Source organism: Glutamicibacter endophyticus, assembly GCF_048457885.1.
Taxonomy (GTDB): domain Bacteria; phylum Actinomycetota; class Actinomycetes; order Actinomycetales; family Micrococcaceae; genus Glutamicibacter; species Glutamicibacter endophyticus.
Map to the genome: position 1 here is coordinate 1,936,208 of NZ_CP174200.1, position 21,202 is coordinate 1,957,409.

Consider the following 21,202-nt stretch of genomic DNA (forward strand, 5'->3'; position numbering starts at 1 on the left):
CTATTTTAGGAATGCCGCGATAGACGGACTACTTCGCTTTTAGTTTGCTGCTACAGCATGCAGGACACGCAGTTATCTACTTCGGTGCCCTCCAACGCCATCTGGCGCAAGCGGATGTAGTACAGGGTCTTGATGCCCTTGCGCCATGCGTAGATCTGCGCCTTGTTGATGTCACGTGTGGTGACGGTGTCCTTGAAGAACAAGGTCAACGACAGGCCCTGATCGACGTGCTGCGTTGCTGCGGCGTAGGTGTCGATGATCTTCTCGTAACCGATCTCGTAGGCATCCTCGTAGAACTCGATATTCTCGTTGTTCATGTAAGGAGCCGGGTAGTAGACGCGGCCGATCTTACCTTCCTTGCGGATCTCGATCTTTGCGGCGACCGGGTGGATCGAGGAGGTCGAGTTGTTGATGTACGAAATCGAACCGGTCGGCGGGATGGCCTGCAGGTTCTGGTTGTAGATACCGTGCTCCATCACGGAAGCCTTCAGCTGCAGCCAGTCTTCCTGAGTCGGAATGTGGATGCCTTCGAACAGCTCCTGTACGCGTGCAGTGGCCGGAGCCCAGACCTGCTCGGTGTACTTGTCGAAGAACTCACCGCTTGCGTAGGCCGAGTTCTCGAAGTTATCGAAGGTCTCGCCGCGTTCAATGGCGATCTTATTCGATGCGCTCAGTGCGTGGAACAGGATCGTGTAGAAGTAGATATTGGTGAAATCAATACCTTCCTCGGAGCCATAGTAAACGTGCTCACGTGCCAAGAAACCATGCAGGTTCATCTGCCCCAAGCCAATGGCGTGAGACTTCGCATTGCCATCGGCAATTGACGGGACGGAGGCGATATTCGACATATCGGATACGGCGCTCAGTGCGCGAATCGCGATTTCGACGGAGTTTCCAAGGTCCTTGGCATCCATGGCCTTGGCGATGTTCATCGAGCCCAAGTTGCAGGAGATGTCCTTGCCGATCTTGGAGTAGCTGAGGTCATCGGAGAACTCCGAAGCGGAGGACACCTGCAGAATCTCCGAGCAGAGATTCGACATGGTGATGCGTCCGGCGATCGGGTTAGCCCGGTTTACGGTGTCCTCGAACATGATGTACGGATAACCGGACTCGAACTGGATCTCGGCCAGGGTGGTGAAGAATTCACGCGCGTTGATCTTGGTCTTACGGATTCGCGAATCGTCGACCATCTCGTAGTACTTTTCGGTAACCGAGATTTCGCTGAACGGCACCCCGTAGACGCGCTCAACGTCATAGGGGCTGAACAGGTACATGTCCTCGTTCTTGCGCGCGATTTCGAAGGTGATATCCGGAATGACCACACCCAAGGAGAGGGTCTTGATACGGATCTTCTCATCGGCGTTCTCGCGCTTGGTATCCAAGAAGCGGTAGATGTCCGGATGGTGCGCGTTGAGGTACACCGCGCCAGCACCCTGACGGGCACCGAGCTGATTAGCGTAGGAGAAGGAATCCTCGAGAAGCTTCATCACCGGGATGACACCGGAGGACTGGTTTTCGATCTGCTTGATCGGGGCACCGTGTTCGCGCAGGTTGGTCAGCGACAGCGCGACGCCACCGCCACGCTTGGACAGCTGCAAGGAGGAATTCACCGCGCGGGCGATAGATTCCATATTGTCTTCGATACGCAGCAGGAAGCAGGAGACCAGTTCGCCACGCTGCGCCTTACCGGCGTTCAGGAAGGTCGGGGTGGCCGGCTGGAAACGGCCGCCGATGATCTCGTCGACTAACTGCTCGGCAAGCTTCTCATCACCGCGGGCCAAGTGCATGGCCACCATGCACACGCGGTCCTCGTAGCGCTCCAGGTAACGCTTACCATCGAAGGTTTTCAGCGTGTAGGAGGTGTAGAACTTGAACGCACCCAAGAAGGTTTCGAAGCGGAACTTCTTGCCATAAGCACGCTTGAACAGGTCACGAATGAAGTTCATCGTGTACTGGTCGAGGGTTTCGCGCTCGTAGTAGTCGTGCTTGACCAAGTACTCGAGCTTCTCATCCAGATCATGGAAGAACACGGTGTTGTTATTCACGTGATCCAAGAAGTACTGACGAGCGGCGTAGCGATCGACTTCGAACTGAATCTTTCCATCTGGACCATAGAGGTTCAGCATGGCGTTCAGGTCGTTGTAGCTCAATCCTTGGAACTGGGCGGGTAGCTCTTTGGTGGAGTTCATGGCTGCTTCCGGTTCAGCGAGGCTTGTGTCCAAAAGAGTTCAAGTCCTTTTCTGACATTGAGAACGTCTTCCGAGGTTCCCATTAGTTCAAATTTGTAGAGGAGCGGCACATTGCACTTGACGGCGATTTTTTTCGCCGCGATGCAGTAGTACTCGCCGAAGTTCGTGTTACCCGCCCCTATAACTCCGCGGAGCAGCCGGCGGTTTTCCTCATGTGCGAGGAACTTGATGATCTGCGGAAGGATCGAGCGTTTTCCATGCTCGCCGCCGTAGGTTGGAATCAACAGCACATAGGGCCGCGTTGCAACCAGCTGGGGTTCATGAGCGTGAACCGGGATCCGAGACGCAGGAATATTCAGTTTTTCGACGAAACGGCGAGTGTTCTCGGAGACCGACGAGAAGTAGATCAGGTCGTCCTCCGTGAACCGCTCCCCCTCGGGTGCCGTAGCCGATTGCCGGTGACCGGCAAGCGCTGATGGTGGCATGGGTGTTCGCCTCCATGGTTCGTCGACGAGGGGTCTGCGAGCCGGATAGTTCCGGCCCTCGGCTTAGTTAGCTGCAGCCAGCCCGTCGATCATGTCGGGACGGAAACCCGACCAGTGGTTGCTGTCGGTGACGACGACCGGGGCCTGGGCGTAACCCAGTCCACGCACGTATTCCAGGGCGTCGGCGTCCTGGGAGATGTCAACCTTCTTGTACTCGATGCCACGGCTATCCAGTGCTCGGTAGGTGGCATTGCACTGCACGCAAGACGGCTTCGTGTAGACGGTGACGCTCATGGTCTTCTCTCCCCTTATTAAGTCCTGCCAGAGTCCGCGATAATGCGTTCTCGCGCGATCCCGGACCAAAATTCTTGGTGCCTCAAAGTGGTGTTTGAGGTGTTTTCGATGCCGTTCGCATCGTCGAGTTCAATACTACATCTTGTGTTTGGGGGCGCAAGTAGCCACATCATGTTGTGGCCACACTACTTTTGCGCGTTAAAGTCAAGTCAACAGTGGCTGTGGATATCGAGCCGTTCCGTAAACCTGTTTAACCCCGGTTTCACGCGTCAGCGCTCAAGGTTGTCCACAGCTGCGAATAGCGAATGAGCCCCGACTGTGCGTAGAAATATCTTTAATCACGTCGCCCCTCCGGTGTGTCGAACTGTGGTGCGGATACACCCTCACCACTACATATAGTGGTGAGCTAAGTATGAGTCCGCACCCCGACACTTTGGCTCCCACGCACACCAGATGTGAGAAGCGCTCAACGCCACCGATTAGTCGCATGGGGCGCGAAATCGGAATCTTCTCCGGCTAATACTTGGGTGGTGGCAATCACGGCCTGCGCCATGGACTCGGTTAGACCGGTGCCGTGCAACAGCTCCACCACCAAAGCCCCGAGGAGGCAAGCGCCGGCGCCCTTGGCGCTTGTCTCCACGCGGAGCGTGTCTACCTGTTCTACCTGCTCGTCTTCGGTGGCCAGCAATGTGCCAATGAGTTCTGGCGTATCGCCGGGTACGGAGGTCACGATGAGATTGGGTACCCCGGCATCAATCACCTCATAGGCTGCCTGCAGGATCTGTTCTTCGTCCTCTACCGTTTCTTCGGCCATCACACCCAGCTCGAAGAGATTAGGGGTCATCAGCCACGCCAGGGGCAACAGATGCTCGATATAACTCTGGACCACCGCCGGATCGGCGTGGAGCCCCTCCTCCGCATCCCCGATGTCCGGGTCCACAATCAACCGTAGCTGCGGGTATTGCTCGCGGGCCTTCCGGTACCAGGCACCGAGGATCTCCGCTTGCCGCGCATTACCCAGATAACCCACGACGATGTAGCGCGCCGTCGCCAATACCTCGCGGCGCAACAATTCCTCTAATATGCCGCTGAGGTAGCCATCGGGTAACTCGCCACCGGCCGAGGACGGATATAGGGGCAAGTTGCTCAGTAGCGCCGTTGGCACCTGTACGGCGCGGAATCCCGAGCGCTCAAGGAAGCGGATGGTGATGTTATTTCCCGTCGAGCCGTAGGCCAACTGTGCACCGATGAGCACGGCATCGACCGGCCGAGTATCCAGCTCGTAGTCATGCATTAGGCGTCGGCCTGCGGGTACTGTCGTGCCCCAAAGATCCCCTGACCGACGCGCACTACGGTGGCTCCTTCTTCAATCGCCCATTCGAAGTCCCCGCTCATCCCCATGGAGAGCTGGTCGAATGCCTCGGGCACCGCAAGCCGATCGCGCACCGACTCGGCGGTGTCGCGCAGCAACTTAAAACATGCCCGCACCGTGGGTTCGTCACTGGTATTGGTCGCCAAGGTCATCAGCCCCCGCGGTTTGAGGCGATCCAACGGGGCCAAGGCAGCCGCCAATTCACCGATCTCGGCGGCCGGCAGCCCCGATTTACTGGCTTCACCGGAGGTGTTGACCTGTAGGTAAACCTCGAGGGTCCGGTCTTCCTCTTCCAGTTTCCGTTGCAACACGGTGGCTAGCTTCAAGGAATCCAGGGCATGGAATTCATCCGCGAAACGCGCCACAAATTTGGCCTTGTTGCTTTGCAGCGGGCCGATCACGGCATAACGCAGGTGAGGGAACTCTTGGTGGAACTCCTCGTACTTCCCCAGCGCCTCCTGGACCTTGTTCTCTCCCAAGCAGTCGACGCCTGCGGCGATCGCTAGACGCAGTCGCTCGGCCGGGATGGTTTTCGTCACCGGCAGCAGCCGCACGTTGGCTGCCGCGCGCCCGGACCGCTCGGCAGCTGCGGCAATGCGTTGCCGAACCGTCTGCAGGTTGTGCGTGAAGTCTTCGATGGTGGCTGCCCGGGCGGCGGCCGGCTGCGACGTCATGTGTTGCTCTGACCTCTTTCACTTGATGCTTATCGTGCATATGCCCGCTACGGGGCATGCCCCACCAGCTTAGTGCGTCACCGTGGCCGCGTCGTCTAGAACAATTGCCGCCAGTTGGTTTTCGCCAAATCCAACAGTTCGTCTCCACGCCCCGAGAGCACGGTGCGTATGGCGTAAAGGGCGAAGCCCTTAGCCTGCTCGGCGGTAATGCTCGGCGGCATCGAGAGCTCTTGACGCGCGGTGCGCACATCAAGAAGCGCCGGACCGTCATGTGCAAGGAATTCATTCACCGCCGCAGGAAGCTGGTCGGACTCATCTACCCGAATCCCATGTAGCCCGGCGGCCTGGGCCACGGCGGCAAAGTTCGGGTTCTCCAACTCGGTACCGTAATTCACGAATCCGGCCGACTTCATCTCCAACTCCACAAAGTTCAGCGAGGAGTTGTTGAACACCACAATTTTCACCGGTAGCCCGTTTTGCGTGGCGGTCAGCAATTCTCCGAGCATCATTGCCACACCGCCGTCTCCGGCGAGCGCGATCACCTGTCGGTCGCGATCGACGGCCTGCGCGCCCAGGGCATGACAGAGCGCATTGGCCATCGAGCCGTGATTGAAGGACCCCAGTAAGCGGCGAGAGGCACTCATTTTCAGGTAGCGGGCGGCCCATATCACCGGGGAGCCGACATCGGCGGTGAAAATGGCGTCGTCGGTGGCGCGTTCGTCGAGTAGACGGGTGAGATATTGCGGGTGGATCGGCTCTCCGGCCGAGGATTCTGTAGCCAGTTCGTCGAGCTTTGCCCGGGTTTTGGTGTAGTGCTCGAGCGCATCGTCTAGATGTCGGCGGTCCCTGCGCCGCTCCAACCGGGCGGTCAATGCGGCGGCAGTGTCTTTGACGGTCCCGCACAGGCCCAGATCAAGCTCGGTACGTCGTCCCAATTGTGCTCCACGCATATCGATCTGAATGGTTTTGGCGTGGGCGGGATAGAACTGCTGGTAGGGGAAATCGGTGCCGAGCATCAGCAGTACCTCGGCGGCGTCGATGGCTCGATATCCCGAGGCGAAACCCAAAAGACCGGTCATCCCGACATCGAACGGGTTCTCGTATTCGAGGTGCTCCTTGCCACGCATCGAATGCACGATGGGCGCCCCGAGCGTATCGGCCAACGCCATCACTTCGGAGTGGGCTCCGGCGCAACCGGCTCCTGCCAAGATGGTGATCTTCTCGGCGGATTCAAGCAGTTCCACGGCGGCGTGCAGCTCGCTTTCGCTAGGAAGCATGCGCGGATCGGTTGCATGGATCTTGCGCGGCTGAGCTGCGGGCATCTGGCTCAGCGCAACGTCTCCGGAGATGACCAGCACCGCGACCCCGCGCTTCTCAATGGCCTCTCGCAAGGCAATACGCAACATGCGCGGCAGCTGCTCCGGGGCGGTGACCTGTTCGGCATAGACTGAGCACTCCCGGAAAACCTCGACCGGGTGGGTCTCCTGAAAATATCCGGAGCCGATCTCGCTGGTGGGAATCTGCGCGGCGATGGCCACCACCGGCACCCGAGAACGTTGCGCATCGTAGAGCCCGTTGATCAGGTGCAGATTGCCCGGCCCGCAGGAACCAACGCAGACTGCCAGTTCACCGGTGATTTCGGCTTCTGCTGCGGCAGCAAAGGCAGCCGATTCCTCGTGACGATGGTGCACCCATTCGATACTTCCATCCCGCCGCAGCGCGTCGGTAAGCCCGTTGAGTGAGTCGCCCGGGATCCCGTACATCCGCTGGACTCCCTGTGCGCGCAACTGGGCGATGATGTATTCGGCCACCGTAGACATAGAAACCTCCCGTGCTCAACGACAAAGTACTTCCCTCACGCCCAAGCCTAGGTGTCGGGTGCAACACTTGCCAGCATCAACAGGGTGAACACAGCTTTTAGCGCGCCGGTGCCGAAAACGCGCCATACTACAAGAGGAGGAAGGAGCGGTGATGACAGCACAGAACCCGTCGGCTTCCGGCGAACACGTATCACGGGCAACCTGCGCCATCGTCGGTGGTGGGCCCGCCGGGATGGTGCTTGGTCTACTGTTGGCCCGCGCCGGTGTCACGGTGACCGTATTAGAAAAGCACGCCGATTTCCTGCGGGACTTCCGCGGTGGCACGGTGCACCCCACCACCTTGTCGCTCCTCGATGATCTAGGGCTCATCGACCAGTTCGATCAGCTCCCGCACTCGAAAATTACTACCGTTCGCCTCCCGGGCTCCGGACCCAACGGCCCGATCGCCGTGAATTTTGACCACCTTCCGCTACGGCACCCCTATGTGGCCATGGTGCCGCAATGGGATTTATTGAACCTCATCGCCGAGGCCGCCCGAGCCGAGCCGACATTCACTTTGCTTACCGAGCATGAGGTGACCGACGTAATCCGTGAGGGTGAACGTATCGTGGGCGTCACCTACCAATCGCCGCAAGGAGTTGGACGACTCATGGCGGATCTGACGGTGGCCTGTGACGGTCGCTGGTCAGCGGTGCGTCGGGCCCTGAAGATACCGGTCAAAGACTTCCCGGTGGGTTTTGACGTGTGGTGGTGCCGCCTAGATACGCACAAACCAATCGGCGACTCTTTGAATCCGCGCTTTAATTCCGGCCGGGTTGCCATTGGCATCCCCCGTACCGGATACCTACAGGTGGCCCAGCTCGGATTCAAGGGTACCGACGCACAGGTACGCGCCCACGGCATCGAGGCCTACCGCGCCCATCTGGCCAGAATATTCCCGGAGCTGTCGACGGACACGGAATCGATCGGCTCCATGGAGGACGTCAAGCATCTGGATGTACGCCTCGACCGACTCCGGCGGTGGTACGCTCCCGGCGTGCTCTGTATTGGCGACGCTGCCCATGCGATGTCCCCCGTGGGTGGGGTCGGGATCAACCTTGCCGTACAGGACGCGGTAGCCACCGCCCGCTTGCTGGCCACTGCCCTGAAGCAAGGACGGTTCGCGCAGGAGCCGGCGCTGGGTCTCCTCGCCCGGGTACAACGCCGTCGCAGTTACCCCACGTGCGTAATACAGGCGCTACAACGCTTTATGCATCGGAACCTGATTATGCCCGCTCTGCGTGGCCGGGCCCCGCGACCACCGCGAGCGCTTTCGAGCCTTTTACGTAGGGTCCCAATCCTCGCAGCGGTGCCGGCGGCAATTCTCGGGGTTGGTCCACGACCCGAACGAGCCCCGGCCTGGGCGCGGCGGTAGTCCGCCTTATCTGTTATCCGCCGCTCCTGTTCGCGTGCCAAGGACAAGGAGCTATGGGGCGAACTCATCACTGGACGCTGGCTGAAAATAGCTTGAGAGCCCCACACCCGGTGGCTCCTTCAGCGCCAGACGAAGCCGTGCCCGGTCCGAAACGGACCCCAGCCGCAGCTGTTGCATACGCACTGCGCTCACGCATCGACTGTAGAGCCGCGACAACTTATGCAGTAGTCGGATGACTCTAAGACACTCCCGCTCCCGAGAACACGTGAGCTAAGTGCCGAACACACCGAGGCACGGCGTAGGGTGGTCAAGGCAGTCTAGAACGCCGGGAGAAGCCCGGAGAAAGTTGCGGTGTTCAGTGTCTCGAAAGTCAGAGGCCATTCTCGACCTGCGTGAGCTTCCCGCTAGCGAGCATGTGGCGCTCGCACTCACTCACTACAAGCACCTGCCTAAAGGCGACAAACTGGTCCTACAAGGACCAAGCGACCTTACCGCGCTTCGGGCGGCGTTTGAGCGTGAGCATCCGAGCGCATATAGCTGGCAGGTTCTCGAGGAAGAGCAGCTGGTCGAGGTAGAACTGGGCAAACTGACGTCGCATCCCCTGCCGCGCGTGGTGCACAATACCCGTGCCGCCCGGTCGGAGACCGATACTTTCAACGGGGCACGCTGGCGGTTGGATCCCGTCGATCGAGACCTAGATGCCAATGTCATCGAGCTGGCCCCGGAGTCCAGCATCGGTGAACACCTCGGGCCAGAACTCGACGTGCTTATTCACGTGATCTCCGGAACCGGTCAACTACACACCGAAACCGGCACCGTAGACCTTGCCTCCGGCGATGTGCTGTACCTGCCAGCGCGTTCGTCACGTGGATTCACCGCCTCCACGAAAGGGTTGCGGTACCTGTCGGTGCATCAACGCAAACGCACCGGAGGCTTGATGCCTACGCGCCGGAGGGAAACTAGCTAGTCGCTTGCTACCCACTGACCGGTGTCCAAGAAGTGATTAAGTCGCTGCCGATGCGGTTCGAGATCTAGTCCCTGTTCGCTGACCCACTGGGGGTTGTAGTAGGTGTTGGCATAGCGCTCGCCGGTGTCACAAATCAGTGTGACTACGCTGCCTTTCTCGCCGCGTTCCAGCATGCCGGCGATGATTTGGAAGGCTGCGTATAGGTTGGTGCCGGTCGAACCGCCGGCCCAGTAGCGGGTACGTTCGCGGAGCAGCTGCATGGCGGCGAGCGAGCCGGCGTCGGGCACCTGGAGCATCTCGTCAATCACTCCGGGCACGAATGAGGGTTCGACCACCGGGCGCCCGATGCCTTCGATCCGAGAGCCCTTCCCGGTGCAGTATTCCCGGTCCCCCGTTTTCCACCCATGGTAGAAGGCGGAATTTTCTGGGTCGGCCACGGCCACCTTGGTGTCATGGCAGCGGTATCGTACATAGCGCCCAAAGGTCGCGCTGGTGCCGCCGGTGCCGGCGCTGACCACGATCCACGAGGGAATTGGGTGCGGTTCCGAGCTCATCTGGGCGAACACCGATTCGGCAATGTTGTTATTTCCACGCCAGTCGGTGGCTCGTTCGGCGAACGTAAATTGGTCAAGGTAATAACCCTTGGTATCCGCAGCCAACTTCCGGGCGGCGTCATAGACCTCCGATGGGCCATCTACGAGGTGGCACCGACCACCATAAAATTCGATGAGTTCAATCTTTTCGCGGCTGGTTGCCTTGGGCACCACGGCGATGAACGGTAGCCCGAGCATGCGGGCGAAGTAGGCCTCGGATACGGCGGTCGATCCGCTAGAGGCTTCCACCAGGGTGGTGTACTCGTTAATCTGGCCGTTGATCAAACCATAGAGAATCAGCGAGCGAGCCAGTCGATGCTTCAAGGATCCCGTCGGATGCACCGACTCATCTTTGAGGTATAGGTCAATGCCCCATTGGCTCGGAAGCGGAAAAACGTGAAGGTGGGTGTCGGCACTGCGGTTGGCATCGGCATTCAACGCAGCGATGGCTGCATGCACCCAGGTCGTGTTTTCGGTTTTCAACTGACTCACGTATTCAACTGTAGCCTTTGCGAAAGTCAGGGAACGATTCAGGGTGATCCCGGTGGTAAGTTGAGCCTCAGCGACCCTATGCTAAAGAAAAATTCATTAAGTACAGGCAGTGATGATTCGAAATCTTCCCGATCAGACGAAGGCGGCAGTGGCCTGCGGACTAAGCCTTGCTGGCTTGCTGTGGGCACTTTTCGCCAGCCTCCTGCTGCCCGTTCCGGAGGCCCTAGAGCTGATTGCACCTATGGGGATCTGGACGGCGCTCTGGTTCGTGGTGCTCGGCACGGCCGCCGCATACAGTCTGTGGCAAGCGCGCTCCGGGGTGTGCGGCGAAGATTTACACCGGCAGATTCGTACACCGGTCGTGCTGGCCTGTTTGCTCCAGGGTCTCTGGATACAGTTCTGGCCGGTGGGCACGGTTCTCGTGGAATTGGGTGTGCTACTTGGGCAAAGTTTGCTGCTCGTCTGCGTCCTCTACACCATCGATCATGCCGAGCTGCCCGATAGGGCCGATCGCTGGATGACCAGAGTCACCTTTGGCCTGTGGGGTGGGTGGCTGGTCGCAATCCTGCTGATGACCGCCGTCGCCTACGGCGTCGAGCTGGGATTCGAAATTAATGAACCAACCTTCAAGATTGTTGTATCCCTGGTGGTCTTGCTTAGCGCCCTGGCCCTCTGTGCGCTGAGCTTTCGAAACCCCGTGGGGATCTATTTGAACGTGGCCGCGCTGTGGTCGGTTTGCTGGGTGGCCGTCGAACGGTACGTCAGTGCGCATGAGGCTTCGTTGGTGGCGGTCGTCTGTAGCATTGCCGCCGGGCTGATGTTCCTCTGTCTGCTGCTGGCACTGCGTCAACGACTAAGCCTAAAGTTTGCCGCGCCAGCGGATTCTAATGGCACTTCACAGGGAGATACTTAGGCGTAGGCTGTGAATATTCAGGTAGGTCGCGTCCATTGTTGTATACGGTCTCGGCGCAACCTAGGGTGAGAAGTGTCTATCCATGATGCAGTGCGCACAGTTTAAAGGAGCAACATGTCCAAGACATCGAAGAGTTTCAAGAACGTCGAGAAGTCGCTGAGCAAGCTTGCGAAGAAGGCAAAGACGGAAATTCCGCAGGAATTGCGTGATGGCTGGAGCAATGCGGTGTCGGGCGCTAATGCTTCCGCTATTGCTGACGCCGGCTCCAAGCTGGTCGACAGCATTGGTGGGAAATCCAAGGTCGCCAAACGCTCCCGCGCCTCCATCGAAGAAGCTGTCGCTCGAGCCGAAAAGTCGCTAGCTGGCAAGAAAAAGAAGAAGGGCGGCAAGTTCGTGATGCTGCTGCTCGTCGCCGGCGCCATTGCCGCAGTGGTGGCCGGACGCAAGAAGGTAGCTGCCTAGGCGAAGGCCGTTTACCCGTGACGCGGGGCCGCGCCCACCGATTACCGGTGTGGCGTGGCCTTCGTCTTTAACGAACGGCGTCGTCCATAACCGGCGAAGCGGTCGATCATTCCGGCTGCCACCTTTCCCTGCTGTGGGGTAAGTTCGTGCGGTCCGCGCGTGGTTGCCACTTTCACGTGGCGACGATTCGCCCAACGCAACCGATAGGTGTTGCGGCGAATAATGAAAAAGTCGAAGATCCCGTTGACGAACAAGACAGGCCGATCCAATCGTGCGACCTGCCGATAGCTCTCGAACTGCATAATGGTGTGGCGCAGGCTTTGTTCGTACGCCGGCCACGTCTCCTCGGTAATCTCCATGCCTTTAACAAAGGGAACGAGTTCGTCGGCGATTTGTCCGCCGGCCTGCACCAGATCGGGAATTTCCGTAACCACATTGAAGAGCGCGAAATACAGGCCCTCGGCACGGATCAACTTCCGCCAGCGGCTGGCACGCGGTTCTCTGCGGTACAAGGGTGCACCAAAGAGTACAAGTCGCTCCACGAGCTGCGGATTCTCCGCCGCTAAATCAATAGCTACGATGCACCCCATGGAATGACCGGCTACCACTGCCTGCTCGATTCCCAAGTCGTGAAGGGTCGCCGCCACCGCTTGCGAATGATCACGTGGCGTGTAGCGAAGTTCGGGCTTCGGTGCGTCACCGAATCCCAAAAGATCAACCACGATGACCCGCCACCGGCTGTAATCCAAATGCTCGAGCACGAACTGCCATGATTCGTGGTTGTTACCGAGCCCGTGCAACAGGACTAGGGGCCGGCCCTGCCCGCGATCAATCTTCACCGGTAACGTGTGGGACTTGCTCATAGTAGGAAACCATAGCAACAGCCCAGGCCAACAGCGGCTCAAGGCACGTCCAGCGAGATTAGACGATTCGGGAGTATCATCACATCTACTGTCGAACTAAGAACTTGTGAGACGAGAGGTGCTTGCGATGAGACGACATGCTGAAGCACGCCGTGGTCTACACTTCTTCCCGCCGGATACCGACGATCCGGATCCTCGCTTTACCTTGGCCAATGAACGCACCTTCCTCTCATGGAGCCGCACCGCGTTGGCGTTGATCGCCGGCGGTATTGCCATCGAGGCCTTCGCCACAGGGGTCTTCCCCACCGAGTACCGCCGTCCGTTGGCAGTAGGTTTGTTCCTCCTCGGTTCGGCCATTAGTCTCGGTTCCGCGGTGCGTTGGTATCTGGTCGAGCGCGCCATCCGTGAGGATCGACCGCTACCTAAACCTTTGCTCATCCCCTTTCTGGCCATTGCCGGGGCTGCGACCGGCGCGGTATTAACCTGGCTTTTCTTTGTGGACAGCTGATGGAGCCGAGCTATCATTCGCAGCAACCTGAACGCACCACGTTGTCATGGTCACGCAGCTCCATGGCGCTGGTGCTCACCGCTTGCCTGTTCTTGCGCTGGTTACCGGAGAATGGGCCGGTCGTGCTCTGGCTGGTGGCCCCGTTCATGCTGTGCGCCCTGGGTCTCTGGGCGACCGCCCACTGGCGCTATCGCCGGGCCGAGCTGGCCATGGAACATGGGCCGGTCCGTCACACCACCGGAGGCATCGTCGCGCTGACGATAACAATAAATTTGGTGTGCGCCGGTGGAATCTGGGTGGTGCTGACCCGCTAGGGTCGGCATTCGACGGCAATCACCTGTACCGCGCGAGCCCACTAGGATGGTTAAGTGGCACATATTGACGTGACGGACATCCAATACTTCCTCTCCGACGGCACCCAACTATTGGGCGGGGTGACTTTCAAGGTCACCTCCGGCTCCAAGACGGCGCTGATTGGCCCTAACGGCACCGGCAAGACAACGTTGTTCAAAATCATCGGCGGTGAGCTGAAACCCGATGAGGGTGCGGTATCCCGTTCGGGATCCATGGGCATTATGCGCCAATTCGTCGGTCAGGTGCGTGATGAGTCGACGGTACGTGATCTCTTGCTATCCACCGCTACCGCGGAATTGGTCGCAGCGGCCGAGAAGGTCGCGACTTGGGAGCAGCGCATGCTCACCAGTGACGACGAAAAGGTCCATATGCGGTACGCCGAGGCGATCATCGCCTGGGGCGATGCCGGTGGCTACGAACTGGAAAACACCTGGGACAAGGTGTGCATGGCGGCCCTCGGGGTGAGTTTCGACCGCGCGGCGGATCGTGCGGCCACCACACTGTCGGGCGGCGAACAAAAGCGCCTCGTTCTCGAAGCTCTCTTCCAGGGCCCGGACGAGCTGCTGCTTCTGGACGAGCCGGATAACTACTTGGATGTGCCGGGCAAGCGTTGGCTTGAGGAACGGATGCGCAGTTCCGAGAAGACGGTTCTGTTCATCAGCCACGACCGTGAACTGCTCGATAATGCTGCCACGCGCATCGTCACGCTCGAACCCGGCCACGGTGGGGCCACCGCATGGGCCCATGGCGGGTCATTCTCTAGCTATGTTCAGGCCCGCAAGGAACGGAACGAGCGCTTCGAGGAATTACGTAAGCGCTGGGATGAAGAGCACGCCAAGCTCAAGGAACTGGTCAACATGTACAAGACCAAGGCCGCGTTCCGTTCGGATATGGCGAATCGGTACCACGCCGCGCAAACGCGCCTCGATAAGTTCTTAGAGGCCGGCCCACCACAGGCGATTCCCCTCGAACAGAATGTCACCATGCGGCTGAAGGGCGGACGCACCGGCAAACGCGCCGTGGTGGCCGAGGAGCTAGAACTCACCGGACTCATGAAGCCCTTCTCCACCGAGATTTGGTTCGGCGACCGTGTTGGGGTGCTGGGATCCAATGGCTCGGGCAAGTCGCACTTCCTGCGCCTCCTAGCTGCCGGCGGAAGTGACCCGGACGCCGAGCACCTGCCGGTGTCCGACGTGGTCATCGCGGAGGTGAAACATGCCGGAAGCGTCAAACTTGGTGCGCGGATTCGCCCCGGATACTTCGCCCAAACCCATAGCCGTCCGGATCTCTTCGGGCGCACCCTGTTGGAGATCCTGCACCGCGGTGATGAACACCGCTCCGGCCTGCCTCGTGAGGCAGCGGCCGGGGCTTTGGATTCCTACGGGTTGGCTGGTCAGTCGGAGCAGAAGTTTGAGTCGCTTTCCGGCGGCCAGCAGGCTCGTTTCCAAATTTTGTTGCTGCAGCTTTCGGGCGCCACTTTGTTACTGCTCGATGAGCCAACCGATAACCTCGATCTGCATTCGGGTGAGGCCCTGGAGCGAGCTATCAACGCCTTTGAGGGGACCGTGATGGCGGTGACCCACGACCGGTGGTTCGCCAAATCCTTCGACCGTTTCCTCGTGTTCGGTTCGGACGGGTCGGTCTATGAATCTGATGAACCGGTGTGGGAAGAGACGCGAGTCGAGCGTCAACGCTAGTCTCTAGCCACGGCCGGCACGCCCAGTAACAGGACGTGCCGGCCGTGGCCTTGAACGGACGCTACTCGACCAGCTTGCCGGCGGTCGAGATTTCCTGGGCAGCGATGAGTTCGGCAATCTCTGCGGGCACCGGTGCGATTGGTTCACGCACCACACCATTTTGCGGGGACCAGACGAGGTTTACCTCAAGTGCCGGATCTTGCTCCGGGTAATCGCTGCGGTTGTGGCATCCGCGGGTTTCGCGGCGTTCCAAGGCAGCCTCCAAGGTGGCGCGGGCGGCAAGCGCGGCCGATTTCAGGTCAAAGGCATGGGCCAGATCCTGGTATCCGGCGATATCTGGGTGAATACCCACCCGCGTGATGCGTTCTTCAACGGATCCGAGCTTCTCCAAGCCGAGCAGAAGCCCCTGCTCATCGCGAACCACGCCGGCGTGTTCGGTCATGAGATTACGTATATCGCGCTGCAAAGACCGGACGTTCTCCGGCCCGTCGGCGGCGAGTAGTTCATCGATGTCGGCGCGCGCCCGTGCCAGCGCGGTCGCCGAGCGTGGTTGGGCGTTAAGTCCCGCCGAGTAGGCCGCGGCCGCCTGCCCCACGATTCTGCCGAACACCAACAATTCGATCAGTGAGTTACCGCCGAGTCGGTTCGCCCCATGCAGTCCGCTCGAGGCCTCGCCAATGGCATACAGGCCGCGCACTTCCGTGGAATGATCGAGCGGATCTACCCAGACTCCTCCCATCGAATAGTGTGCGGTGGGGGCAATTTCGATGGGTTCGCGGGTAATGTCGAGCATCTGCACCTCGAGCATGGTCTGATAGACCCGCGGAAGGCGTTGCATGATGATCTCGCGCGGTAGATGTGACACATCGAGCCACACACCACCGTTGGCCGTACCGCGTCCCTCGGCGATCTCGGTGTAGGCGGCGAGGGCTACCCGGTCACGCGTTGATAGTTCCATGCGCTCCGGATCGTAGCGTTGCATGAATCGCTCCCCCAGTCCGTTGCGTAGAATCCCTCCTTCTCCGCGTGCCGCCTCGGAGATCAGGGTTCCTGCCGCGTTTTCGGGTTCGATGATGCCCGAGGGATGGAACTGTACGAGTTCGGGGTCGCGCAGCCGGGCGCCGGCCTCAACGGCGAGGCGGAAAGAGTCTCCGGTATTCTCGTCGCGCCGCGAGGAGGTGCGGCGCCAGATCCGGTTGTGTCCGCCGGCGGCCAAGATCACCGCGTCGGCATGGATCAGGTACCGTTGCCCGGTGTTCAGGTCGAAACCGTAGGCGCCGAAAATCTGTCCGTCGGTGACCAGCAACCGAGTGATGTACACGGAGTCGAGGATCGAAATCTTCAGTTGCTCACTGCGCCGGATCAGCGTGCGTTGAATCTCCAGTCCCGTGTAGTCCCCAGCGAACGCCGTGCGGCGGAAGGTGTGCGCGCCGAAGAACCGCTGGGAGATGCGTCCATCGTCTTCTCGGGCAAAGTTCATCCCATAACGTTCGAGATCTTCGATTCCGCGCGCAGCTCCCCGGGCGACCACTTCCACGGTTCGCGGGTCGGCAAGGAAGTAGCTTTCTTTGATGGTGTCGGCAGCATGTTGCTGCCAGGAGTCTTCCTCGTCCATGGTGCCCAACGCCGCGTTAATGCCGCCGGCGGCTAAGGAGGTGTGCGCATCGTGCTTCGGTCGTTTGCCGACTGCCACGACGTCCACGCCTAGTTCGGCTAGTTCAATGGCCGCGCGCAGGCCGGAGCCGCCGGTGCCAATGACCAGAACGGAGGTGGAAATCTGTTGTTCTCGCTGTGTTTGTGTCGTCATGGTTCAAGACTGAACCCCCCACCCAGAATACGTCCAATGAATTATTCATGTGGTTTCGATAGCAATATGCTATTGCTATGAATCTTGAGCAGTTGCGCAGCTTCGCCACCCTCGCCGAGGTGGGTCACTTCACACAGGCCGCGGGTCAATTGCATCTGGCCCAACCCTCGCTCAGCCGCCAAATAGCCACCCTCGAACAGGATCTGGGCGCCGAGCTCTTACATCGGGCCCGCGGAAATATCACCCTCACCGCCGCGGGTCAGGCGCTGCTCCCCCTAGCCACGCGCATGCTCGCCGATGCGGACCGGGTCCGCCGTGAAATGGCCGAACTCGCCGGACTGCGCAAGGGCACAGTAAGCTTTGGCGCCCCGCCATCACTGTGCATGAGCCTGCTCACCGATGTACTGCACGACTTCCACAACCGGTACCCGGGCATTGAACTTCAGCTGCGCGAGGCCGGTTCCAAGACTCTTCTCGAAGAGCTCACCGCGGGTGTACTAGACATGGCATTGATCGTCTCCAGCGAGCACGGGATTGCCGACGGGAGCCTAGTGGACATCCCGCTACTTCGCGAGGAACTGGTGGTGATTTCCGACCTTGCCTGTTCACTGCCCGATCGCAACGGGCGACTCACCCTCCGGGAGCTGGCCCCGTTGCCACAGATTGCATTGTCAACCAGTTACGACCTACGCTCGGCGACCGCCCAGGCCTATAACGCACAGGGTCTAACGCCGCATATTGTCCTTGAAGGCGTGGAAATGGACGCGGTCCTGGGTTTCGTGGAAAGCAAACTCGGCCTAGCCATCGTCCCGGCAACCGTTGCCATCAATCGGCCGCAACTGCGCACGCTTCGGCTCGGCGAACCACAAATGACCCGCACCCTATCGCTCGCCCATCGCCGCGATGTCAGCCTTTCCCCGGCCGCGGCAGCCATGGCCACCACGATTCGCCGGAACGCTTTGCGCATGGCCCAGGAGAACGATGGGCTGATCTCACTGGATGAAGCCGCGCCCGTGGCCGATGCGTAACCGATTACCGCCTGCCACCGGTAGCCTTTTTAGGTGGCGCATAACTGGCGGAACAGAAGGAGAGCATGATGCGAATCGACAAGTTGGATGCCGCGCTAATCCGTCTGCTGACCGAAAACCCAAATCTGCCAGCTATGGAATGCGCCCGACGGCTGGGTGTCGCACGCGGCACCGTCACCAGTCGCCTGAGCCGCCTGCACGAGGGCGGGGTTATCGAGGCCATCGTGCCTCGCATCCAACCCACGGGTTTCGACTACCAGCTGGTGGCCTTCTGCTCGGTGGAGATCATTCAGCGCTACGGCCACGAACCGGTGGCCGCAGCCCTCGCCGAATCCATTCCGGAGATCGTCGATATGTACACCGTCACCGGCGCCCACGATTTGCAGTTGCGCATTGTGGCGCGCAACGCCCAAGACCTACAAAGCATCTTCGATCGCATCAATCAGGTGCCCGGAGTAGCGCGCACCGCCTCGTCAATGGCCCTGCGCGAGCACTTCCAGGGGCGTACCTTGCCCCTAGTAGAGGCCTGTGCGCAACGCACGGAGACTTCCGAAAAAGCTATACAGACTGACCAGTAATTCGCGGTTAAATCCACCCTAAGATGCGCAGTGTGCATAGTCGACCGAGCAACGATTGCACACGTGAGCCAACCCACTTACGCTCGTAGCCTGTGAGCTGATTCACGCAGGTTATGAGCGGCCACACCGGCGGTACAGATGCACCACCCCACTGCGGCCGGTTTCGAACGTCAGAGAGGACAGAACATGTCAATCAACCAGCGCCCCTCGCTGGCCGAAGTCCCGGCTTACCGCCAGGGCAAAGCCGCCGCTCCCGGAGCTTCGAAGCTGTCGTCGAATGAATCGCCGCACCCGCCCCTGGACTCTGTCGTCAACGCCGTGGCCGATCGCCTGCAGAACATTCACCGCTACCCGAGTATTGCGGCCACCGAACTCATCGGCGCCCTCGCCGCCGAGCACCATGTCCCGGCCGAGTGCATCACCTTGGGTGCCGGGTCCGTCGAAGTTGCCAGCCAGCTCATCCATGCGGTGGCTGCCGAGGGCGATGAGGTCATGTTCGCGTGGCGTTCGTTTGAGGCCTACCCTTCGCTGGTGCGCATCGCCGGCGCCACCCCGGTGATGGTGCCACTCGATGCCGAGCACCGCCATGATCTTCAGGCCATGCTGGCGGCAATCACCGATAAGACGCGCCTGATCTTTATCTGCAACCCGAATAACCCCACCGGCACCGTAGTTGATGCTCAGGCACTGAATACCTTCATCGCCGCGGTCCCGCAGGATGTGTTGGTCGTCATCGACGAGGCATATGTGCATTTCGACAAGTCCGAGGTGCGCGCCGAAGGACTTGCCATGTTTGCCAAGTATGAGAACGTCGCGGTGTTACACACCTTCTCCAAGGCCTACGGGTTGGCCGGTCTGCGCATCGGTTATGCCATCTCCCCGCAGCCCGTGGCAGAAACCTTGCGCAAGGTCGCCATTCCCTTCGGCGTCACCGACCTCGCCCAGCATGCGGCACTGGCTTCGCTGGCCGCGGCCGATGAGCTCAATGAGCGCATCGACGAAGTCGTCGCGCAGCGTGAACGCATGCTTCAGGGCTTGCAGGACGCCGGATACCCCGCGGTGGCCTCGCAGGCGAATTTCGTGTGGGTCGCAGCAGGTGAAAACACCACCGAGCTCGAGGCCCGACTGGCCGCGGGCGGCGTGGTCGTGCGCGCCTTCCCCGGAGAAGGTCTGCGTATTTCCTCCGGCACCGCCCACGATGTTGATCGTGTCCTTGCGGCGCTGGCCCCGGTTTTGGAAGGTAGCACGCTTTGAGCATCAGCAAACTTGAACAGAAGACGGCGCCGGAAAACGGAAGCCTGCACGCGGGGCTGACGCAGCGTCAGATCTCGATGATGGGCCTGGGCGGCGCCATCGGCGCCGGCCTGTTCGTCGGTTCCGGCCAGGCGATCGCGATCGCCGGTCCGGCGGTGCTGATTTCCTACCTGCTCGCTGGCACCGTGGTGATCATCATCATGGCCATGCTGGCCGAAATGGTCGCGGCCGACCCCTCCTCCGGCGCCTTCTCCACCTTCGCGCATAAGGCCATGGGCCGCAGTGCAGGTAGCACCGTGGGCTGGCTGTACTGGATTCAGCTGATTGTGGTGGTGGCGGCCGAGGCCACGGGTGCCGCGGCAATCGTCGCCAGTTGGTTCCCGGGCATCGCCCAGTGGATCTGGGTGCTAATCTTCGTGGTCGCGCTCACCGGCGCCAACCTGCTAGGTGTGGGCAACTACGGAAAGTTTGAGTTCTGGTTCGCCTTCATCAAGGTCGCTGCCATTATTGCCTTCCTCGCCTTCGGCGTCATGGTACTCACCGGGATTATCCCCACCGATCACGCAGTTGGTTTTGCGAACTTTGCGGCCCACGGTGGCTTCGCTCCGGCCGGTATGACGGGTATCGCCGCCGCCTTGCTCATCGTGATCTTCTCCTTCGGTGGCACCGAGGTCGTTTCCATCGCCGCAGCCGAATCCGATGATCCACAGCGCAATATCAAGCGCACCGTCTCGCAGGTGATGCTGCGTATCCTGTTCTTCTACCTGGGTTCGATCATCGTTATCGTTGCCGTTTTGCCGTGGAATGCCCCGGAGATTGTTGACGGCCCGTTCTCGGCCGTCCTCGGTGTGATGAACGTTCCCGGCGTGGAACTGATTATGAGCGCCATTGTGGTCATCGCCCTGCTTTCGGCGATGAACGCGAACATCTACGGTTCCTCACGGATGCTCTTCTCCCTAGGGAAGCGCAAACTGGCTCCGAAGCAGGTTACGCACGTTACCGGTCAGGGCGTCCCCGCCAATGCGGTACTTTCCTCCGTGGCCTTCTCCTTCCTAGCCGTCGGACTGAACTGGATCTGGCCGGATGCGGTGATGCCGATGTTGCTCAACGTGGTCGGCTCCACGATCATCGTGATTTGGTCATTCATCGCGGTCACTCAGTTCATTTTGCGGCGACGAGCCGAGCGTAACGGTGAGACCCTACCGATGAAGCTATGGGGCTTCCCATACCTCTCCATTGCGACAATCGCGGCGATGGCGGCCATCGTGGCCATTGCGATGACCGATGCCACGGCACGTACCCAGTTGCTGCTCACCGGTGGTCTCACCGCCGTGCTGTGGATCGTCTCTAAGTTGTTCCTTCGCGACGGCGTTGAGGCGCGGCGCTAGTCTGACACCAGCTCATCGCACAGAAGATCCCCTGTTCGACCCAATGATTC

At 60.1% G+C, this 21,202-nt stretch carries 21 protein-coding genes; 11 read left to right on the forward strand and 10 right to left on the reverse strand.

Annotated elements, in window-relative coordinates; translation table 11 throughout:
- Window positions 1–50: 50 nt before the first annotated feature.
- The 6 genes from nrdE to poxB form a co-directional block, all read right to left on the reverse strand.
- The gene (nrdE, locus tag ACJD00_RS09045) at window positions 51–2,189 is read right to left on the reverse strand and encodes a class 1b ribonucleoside-diphosphate reductase subunit alpha (protein ID WP_418906743.1); all 2,139 of its coding nucleotides are present in this window, start codon (window positions 2,187–2,189) and stop codon (window positions 51–53) included.
- On the reverse strand, window positions 2,186–2,674 hold the full coding sequence (nrdI, locus tag ACJD00_RS09050) for a class Ib ribonucleoside-diphosphate reductase assembly flavoprotein NrdI (protein WP_418906744.1): 489 nt from the start codon (window positions 2,672–2,674) through the stop codon (window positions 2,186–2,188). Before nrdI ends, nrdE begins: the two co-directional genes overlap by 4 nt.
- A gap of 63 nt (window positions 2,675–2,737) precedes the next feature.
- Entirely contained in the window at window positions 2,738–2,968 is a 231-nt protein-coding gene (nrdH, locus tag ACJD00_RS09055; RefSeq protein ID WP_309406947.1) for a glutaredoxin-like protein NrdH, read from the reverse strand.
- Between the two features lie 466 nt (window positions 2,969–3,434).
- Window positions 3,435–4,262, reverse strand: a complete 828-nt coding sequence (locus tag ACJD00_RS09060; protein ID WP_418906745.1) for a PfkB family carbohydrate kinase — start codon at window positions 4,260–4,262, stop codon at window positions 3,435–3,437.
- Complete coding sequence (locus ACJD00_RS09065) at window positions 4,262–5,014, reverse strand: YggS family pyridoxal phosphate-dependent enzyme (protein ID WP_309406944.1); 753 nt, start codon at window positions 5,012–5,014, stop codon at window positions 4,262–4,264. Before ACJD00_RS09065 ends, ACJD00_RS09060 begins: the two co-directional genes overlap by 1 nt.
- A gap of 95 nt (window positions 5,015–5,109) precedes the next feature.
- Window positions 5,110–6,834: a ubiquinone-dependent pyruvate dehydrogenase gene (gene poxB, locus ACJD00_RS09070; RefSeq protein ID WP_418906746.1), complete on the reverse strand. Its 1,725-nt coding sequence runs from the start codon at window positions 6,832–6,834 to the stop codon at window positions 5,110–5,112.
- A 151-nt stretch (window positions 6,835–6,985) separates the two neighbouring features.
- Between poxB and ACJD00_RS09075 the strand changes: the two genes are divergently transcribed.
- Window positions 6,986–8,248 carry an FAD-dependent oxidoreductase gene (locus tag ACJD00_RS09075; RefSeq protein ID WP_418906747.1) on the forward strand — a complete coding sequence of 421 codons (1,263 nt, stop codon included), beginning with the start codon at window positions 6,986–6,988 and terminating at the stop codon, window positions 8,246–8,248.
- Window positions 8,249–8,299: 51 nt separating this feature from the next.
- On the opposite strand, the gene ACJD00_RS09080 is transcribed toward ACJD00_RS09075, so the two are convergent.
- Complete coding sequence (locus tag ACJD00_RS09080) at window positions 8,300–8,440, reverse strand: hypothetical protein (RefSeq protein WP_418906748.1); 141 nt, start codon at window positions 8,438–8,440, stop codon at window positions 8,300–8,302.
- Between the two features lie 166 nt (window positions 8,441–8,606).
- Between ACJD00_RS09080 and ACJD00_RS09085 the strand changes: the two genes are divergently transcribed.
- The gene (locus tag ACJD00_RS09085) at window positions 8,607–9,215 is read left to right on the forward strand and encodes a DUF2249 domain-containing protein (RefSeq protein ID WP_418906749.1); all 609 of its coding nucleotides are present in this window, start codon (window positions 8,607–8,609) and stop codon (window positions 9,213–9,215) included.
- On the opposite strand, the gene ACJD00_RS09090 is transcribed toward ACJD00_RS09085, so the two are convergent.
- The gene (locus ACJD00_RS09090; RefSeq protein WP_418906750.1) at window positions 9,212–10,300 is read right to left on the reverse strand and encodes a PLP-dependent cysteine synthase family protein; all 1,089 of its coding nucleotides are present in this window, start codon (window positions 10,298–10,300) and stop codon (window positions 9,212–9,214) included. The genes ACJD00_RS09085 and ACJD00_RS09090 overlap by 4 nt on opposite strands.
- A gap of 109 nt (window positions 10,301–10,409) precedes the next feature.
- Here ACJD00_RS09090 and ACJD00_RS09095 point away from each other — a divergent pair, with 109 nt between their 5' ends.
- Both ACJD00_RS09095 and ACJD00_RS09100 read left to right on the forward strand, forming a co-directional pair.
- Complete coding sequence (locus tag ACJD00_RS09095; RefSeq protein WP_418906751.1) at window positions 10,410–11,213, forward strand: hypothetical protein; 804 nt, start codon at window positions 10,410–10,412, stop codon at window positions 11,211–11,213.
- A gap of 114 nt (window positions 11,214–11,327) precedes the next feature.
- Window positions 11,328–11,675 (forward strand): hypothetical protein, encoded by a 348-nt coding sequence (locus ACJD00_RS09100; protein ID WP_309406935.1) that lies wholly within the window; start codon window positions 11,328–11,330, stop codon window positions 11,673–11,675.
- Window positions 11,676–11,716: 41 nt separating this feature from the next.
- On the opposite strand, the gene ACJD00_RS09105 is transcribed toward ACJD00_RS09100, so the two are convergent.
- Window positions 11,717–12,538, reverse strand: a complete 822-nt coding sequence (locus ACJD00_RS09105) for an alpha/beta fold hydrolase (protein WP_418906752.1) — start codon at window positions 12,536–12,538, stop codon at window positions 11,717–11,719.
- Window positions 12,539–12,665: 127 nt separating this feature from the next.
- Here ACJD00_RS09105 and ACJD00_RS09110 point away from each other — a divergent pair, with 127 nt between their 5' ends.
- Genes ACJD00_RS09110 through ACJD00_RS09120 form a run of 3 tightly spaced genes read left to right on the forward strand, consistent with a single transcriptional unit; the run spans window position 12,666 to window position 15,097 of the window.
- Window positions 12,666–13,046 (forward strand): YidH family protein, encoded by a 381-nt coding sequence (locus ACJD00_RS09110; RefSeq protein WP_309406933.1) that lies wholly within the window; start codon window positions 12,666–12,668, stop codon window positions 13,044–13,046.
- Window positions 13,046–13,360 carry a DUF202 domain-containing protein gene (locus ACJD00_RS09115; RefSeq protein WP_418906753.1) on the forward strand — a complete coding sequence of 105 codons (315 nt, stop codon included), beginning with the start codon at window positions 13,046–13,048 and terminating at the stop codon, window positions 13,358–13,360. The genes ACJD00_RS09110 and ACJD00_RS09115 overlap by 1 nt, the downstream gene beginning before the upstream one ends.
- Before the next feature lie 54 nt (window positions 13,361–13,414).
- Window positions 13,415–15,097, forward strand: a complete 1,683-nt coding sequence (locus ACJD00_RS09120; protein ID WP_418906754.1) for an ABC-F family ATP-binding cassette domain-containing protein — start codon at window positions 13,415–13,417, stop codon at window positions 15,095–15,097.
- Between the two features lie 61 nt (window positions 15,098–15,158).
- Here the strand turns inward: ACJD00_RS09120 and ACJD00_RS09125 are convergent, their stop codons facing one another.
- On the reverse strand, window positions 15,159–16,904 hold the full coding sequence (locus ACJD00_RS09125) for an L-aspartate oxidase (RefSeq protein ID WP_418906755.1): 1,746 nt from the start codon (window positions 16,902–16,904) through the stop codon (window positions 15,159–15,161).
- 77 nt (window positions 16,905–16,981) lie between these two features.
- Here ACJD00_RS09125 and ACJD00_RS09130 point away from each other — a divergent pair, with 77 nt between their 5' ends.
- The 4 genes from ACJD00_RS09130 to ACJD00_RS09145 all read left to right on the forward strand — a co-directional run bounded on the left by ACJD00_RS09130 (window position 16,982) and on the right by ACJD00_RS09145 (window position 21,152).
- Complete coding sequence (locus tag ACJD00_RS09130; RefSeq protein ID WP_418906756.1) at window positions 16,982–17,932, forward strand: LysR family transcriptional regulator; 951 nt, start codon at window positions 16,982–16,984, stop codon at window positions 17,930–17,932.
- Window positions 17,933–17,997: 65 nt separating this feature from the next.
- Complete coding sequence (locus ACJD00_RS09135) at window positions 17,998–18,510, forward strand: Lrp/AsnC family transcriptional regulator (protein ID WP_418906757.1); 513 nt, start codon at window positions 17,998–18,000, stop codon at window positions 18,508–18,510.
- 186 nt (window positions 18,511–18,696) lie between these two features.
- Complete coding sequence (hisC, locus tag ACJD00_RS09140) at window positions 18,697–19,764, forward strand: histidinol-phosphate transaminase (protein ID WP_418906758.1); 1,068 nt, start codon at window positions 18,697–18,699, stop codon at window positions 19,762–19,764.
- Window positions 19,761–21,152, forward strand: coding sequence for an amino acid permease (locus ACJD00_RS09145; RefSeq protein ID WP_418906759.1), 1,392 nt, complete (start codon window positions 19,761–19,763; stop codon window positions 21,150–21,152). Before hisC ends, ACJD00_RS09145 begins: the two co-directional genes overlap by 4 nt.
- Window positions 21,153–21,202: the final 50 nt, after the last annotated feature.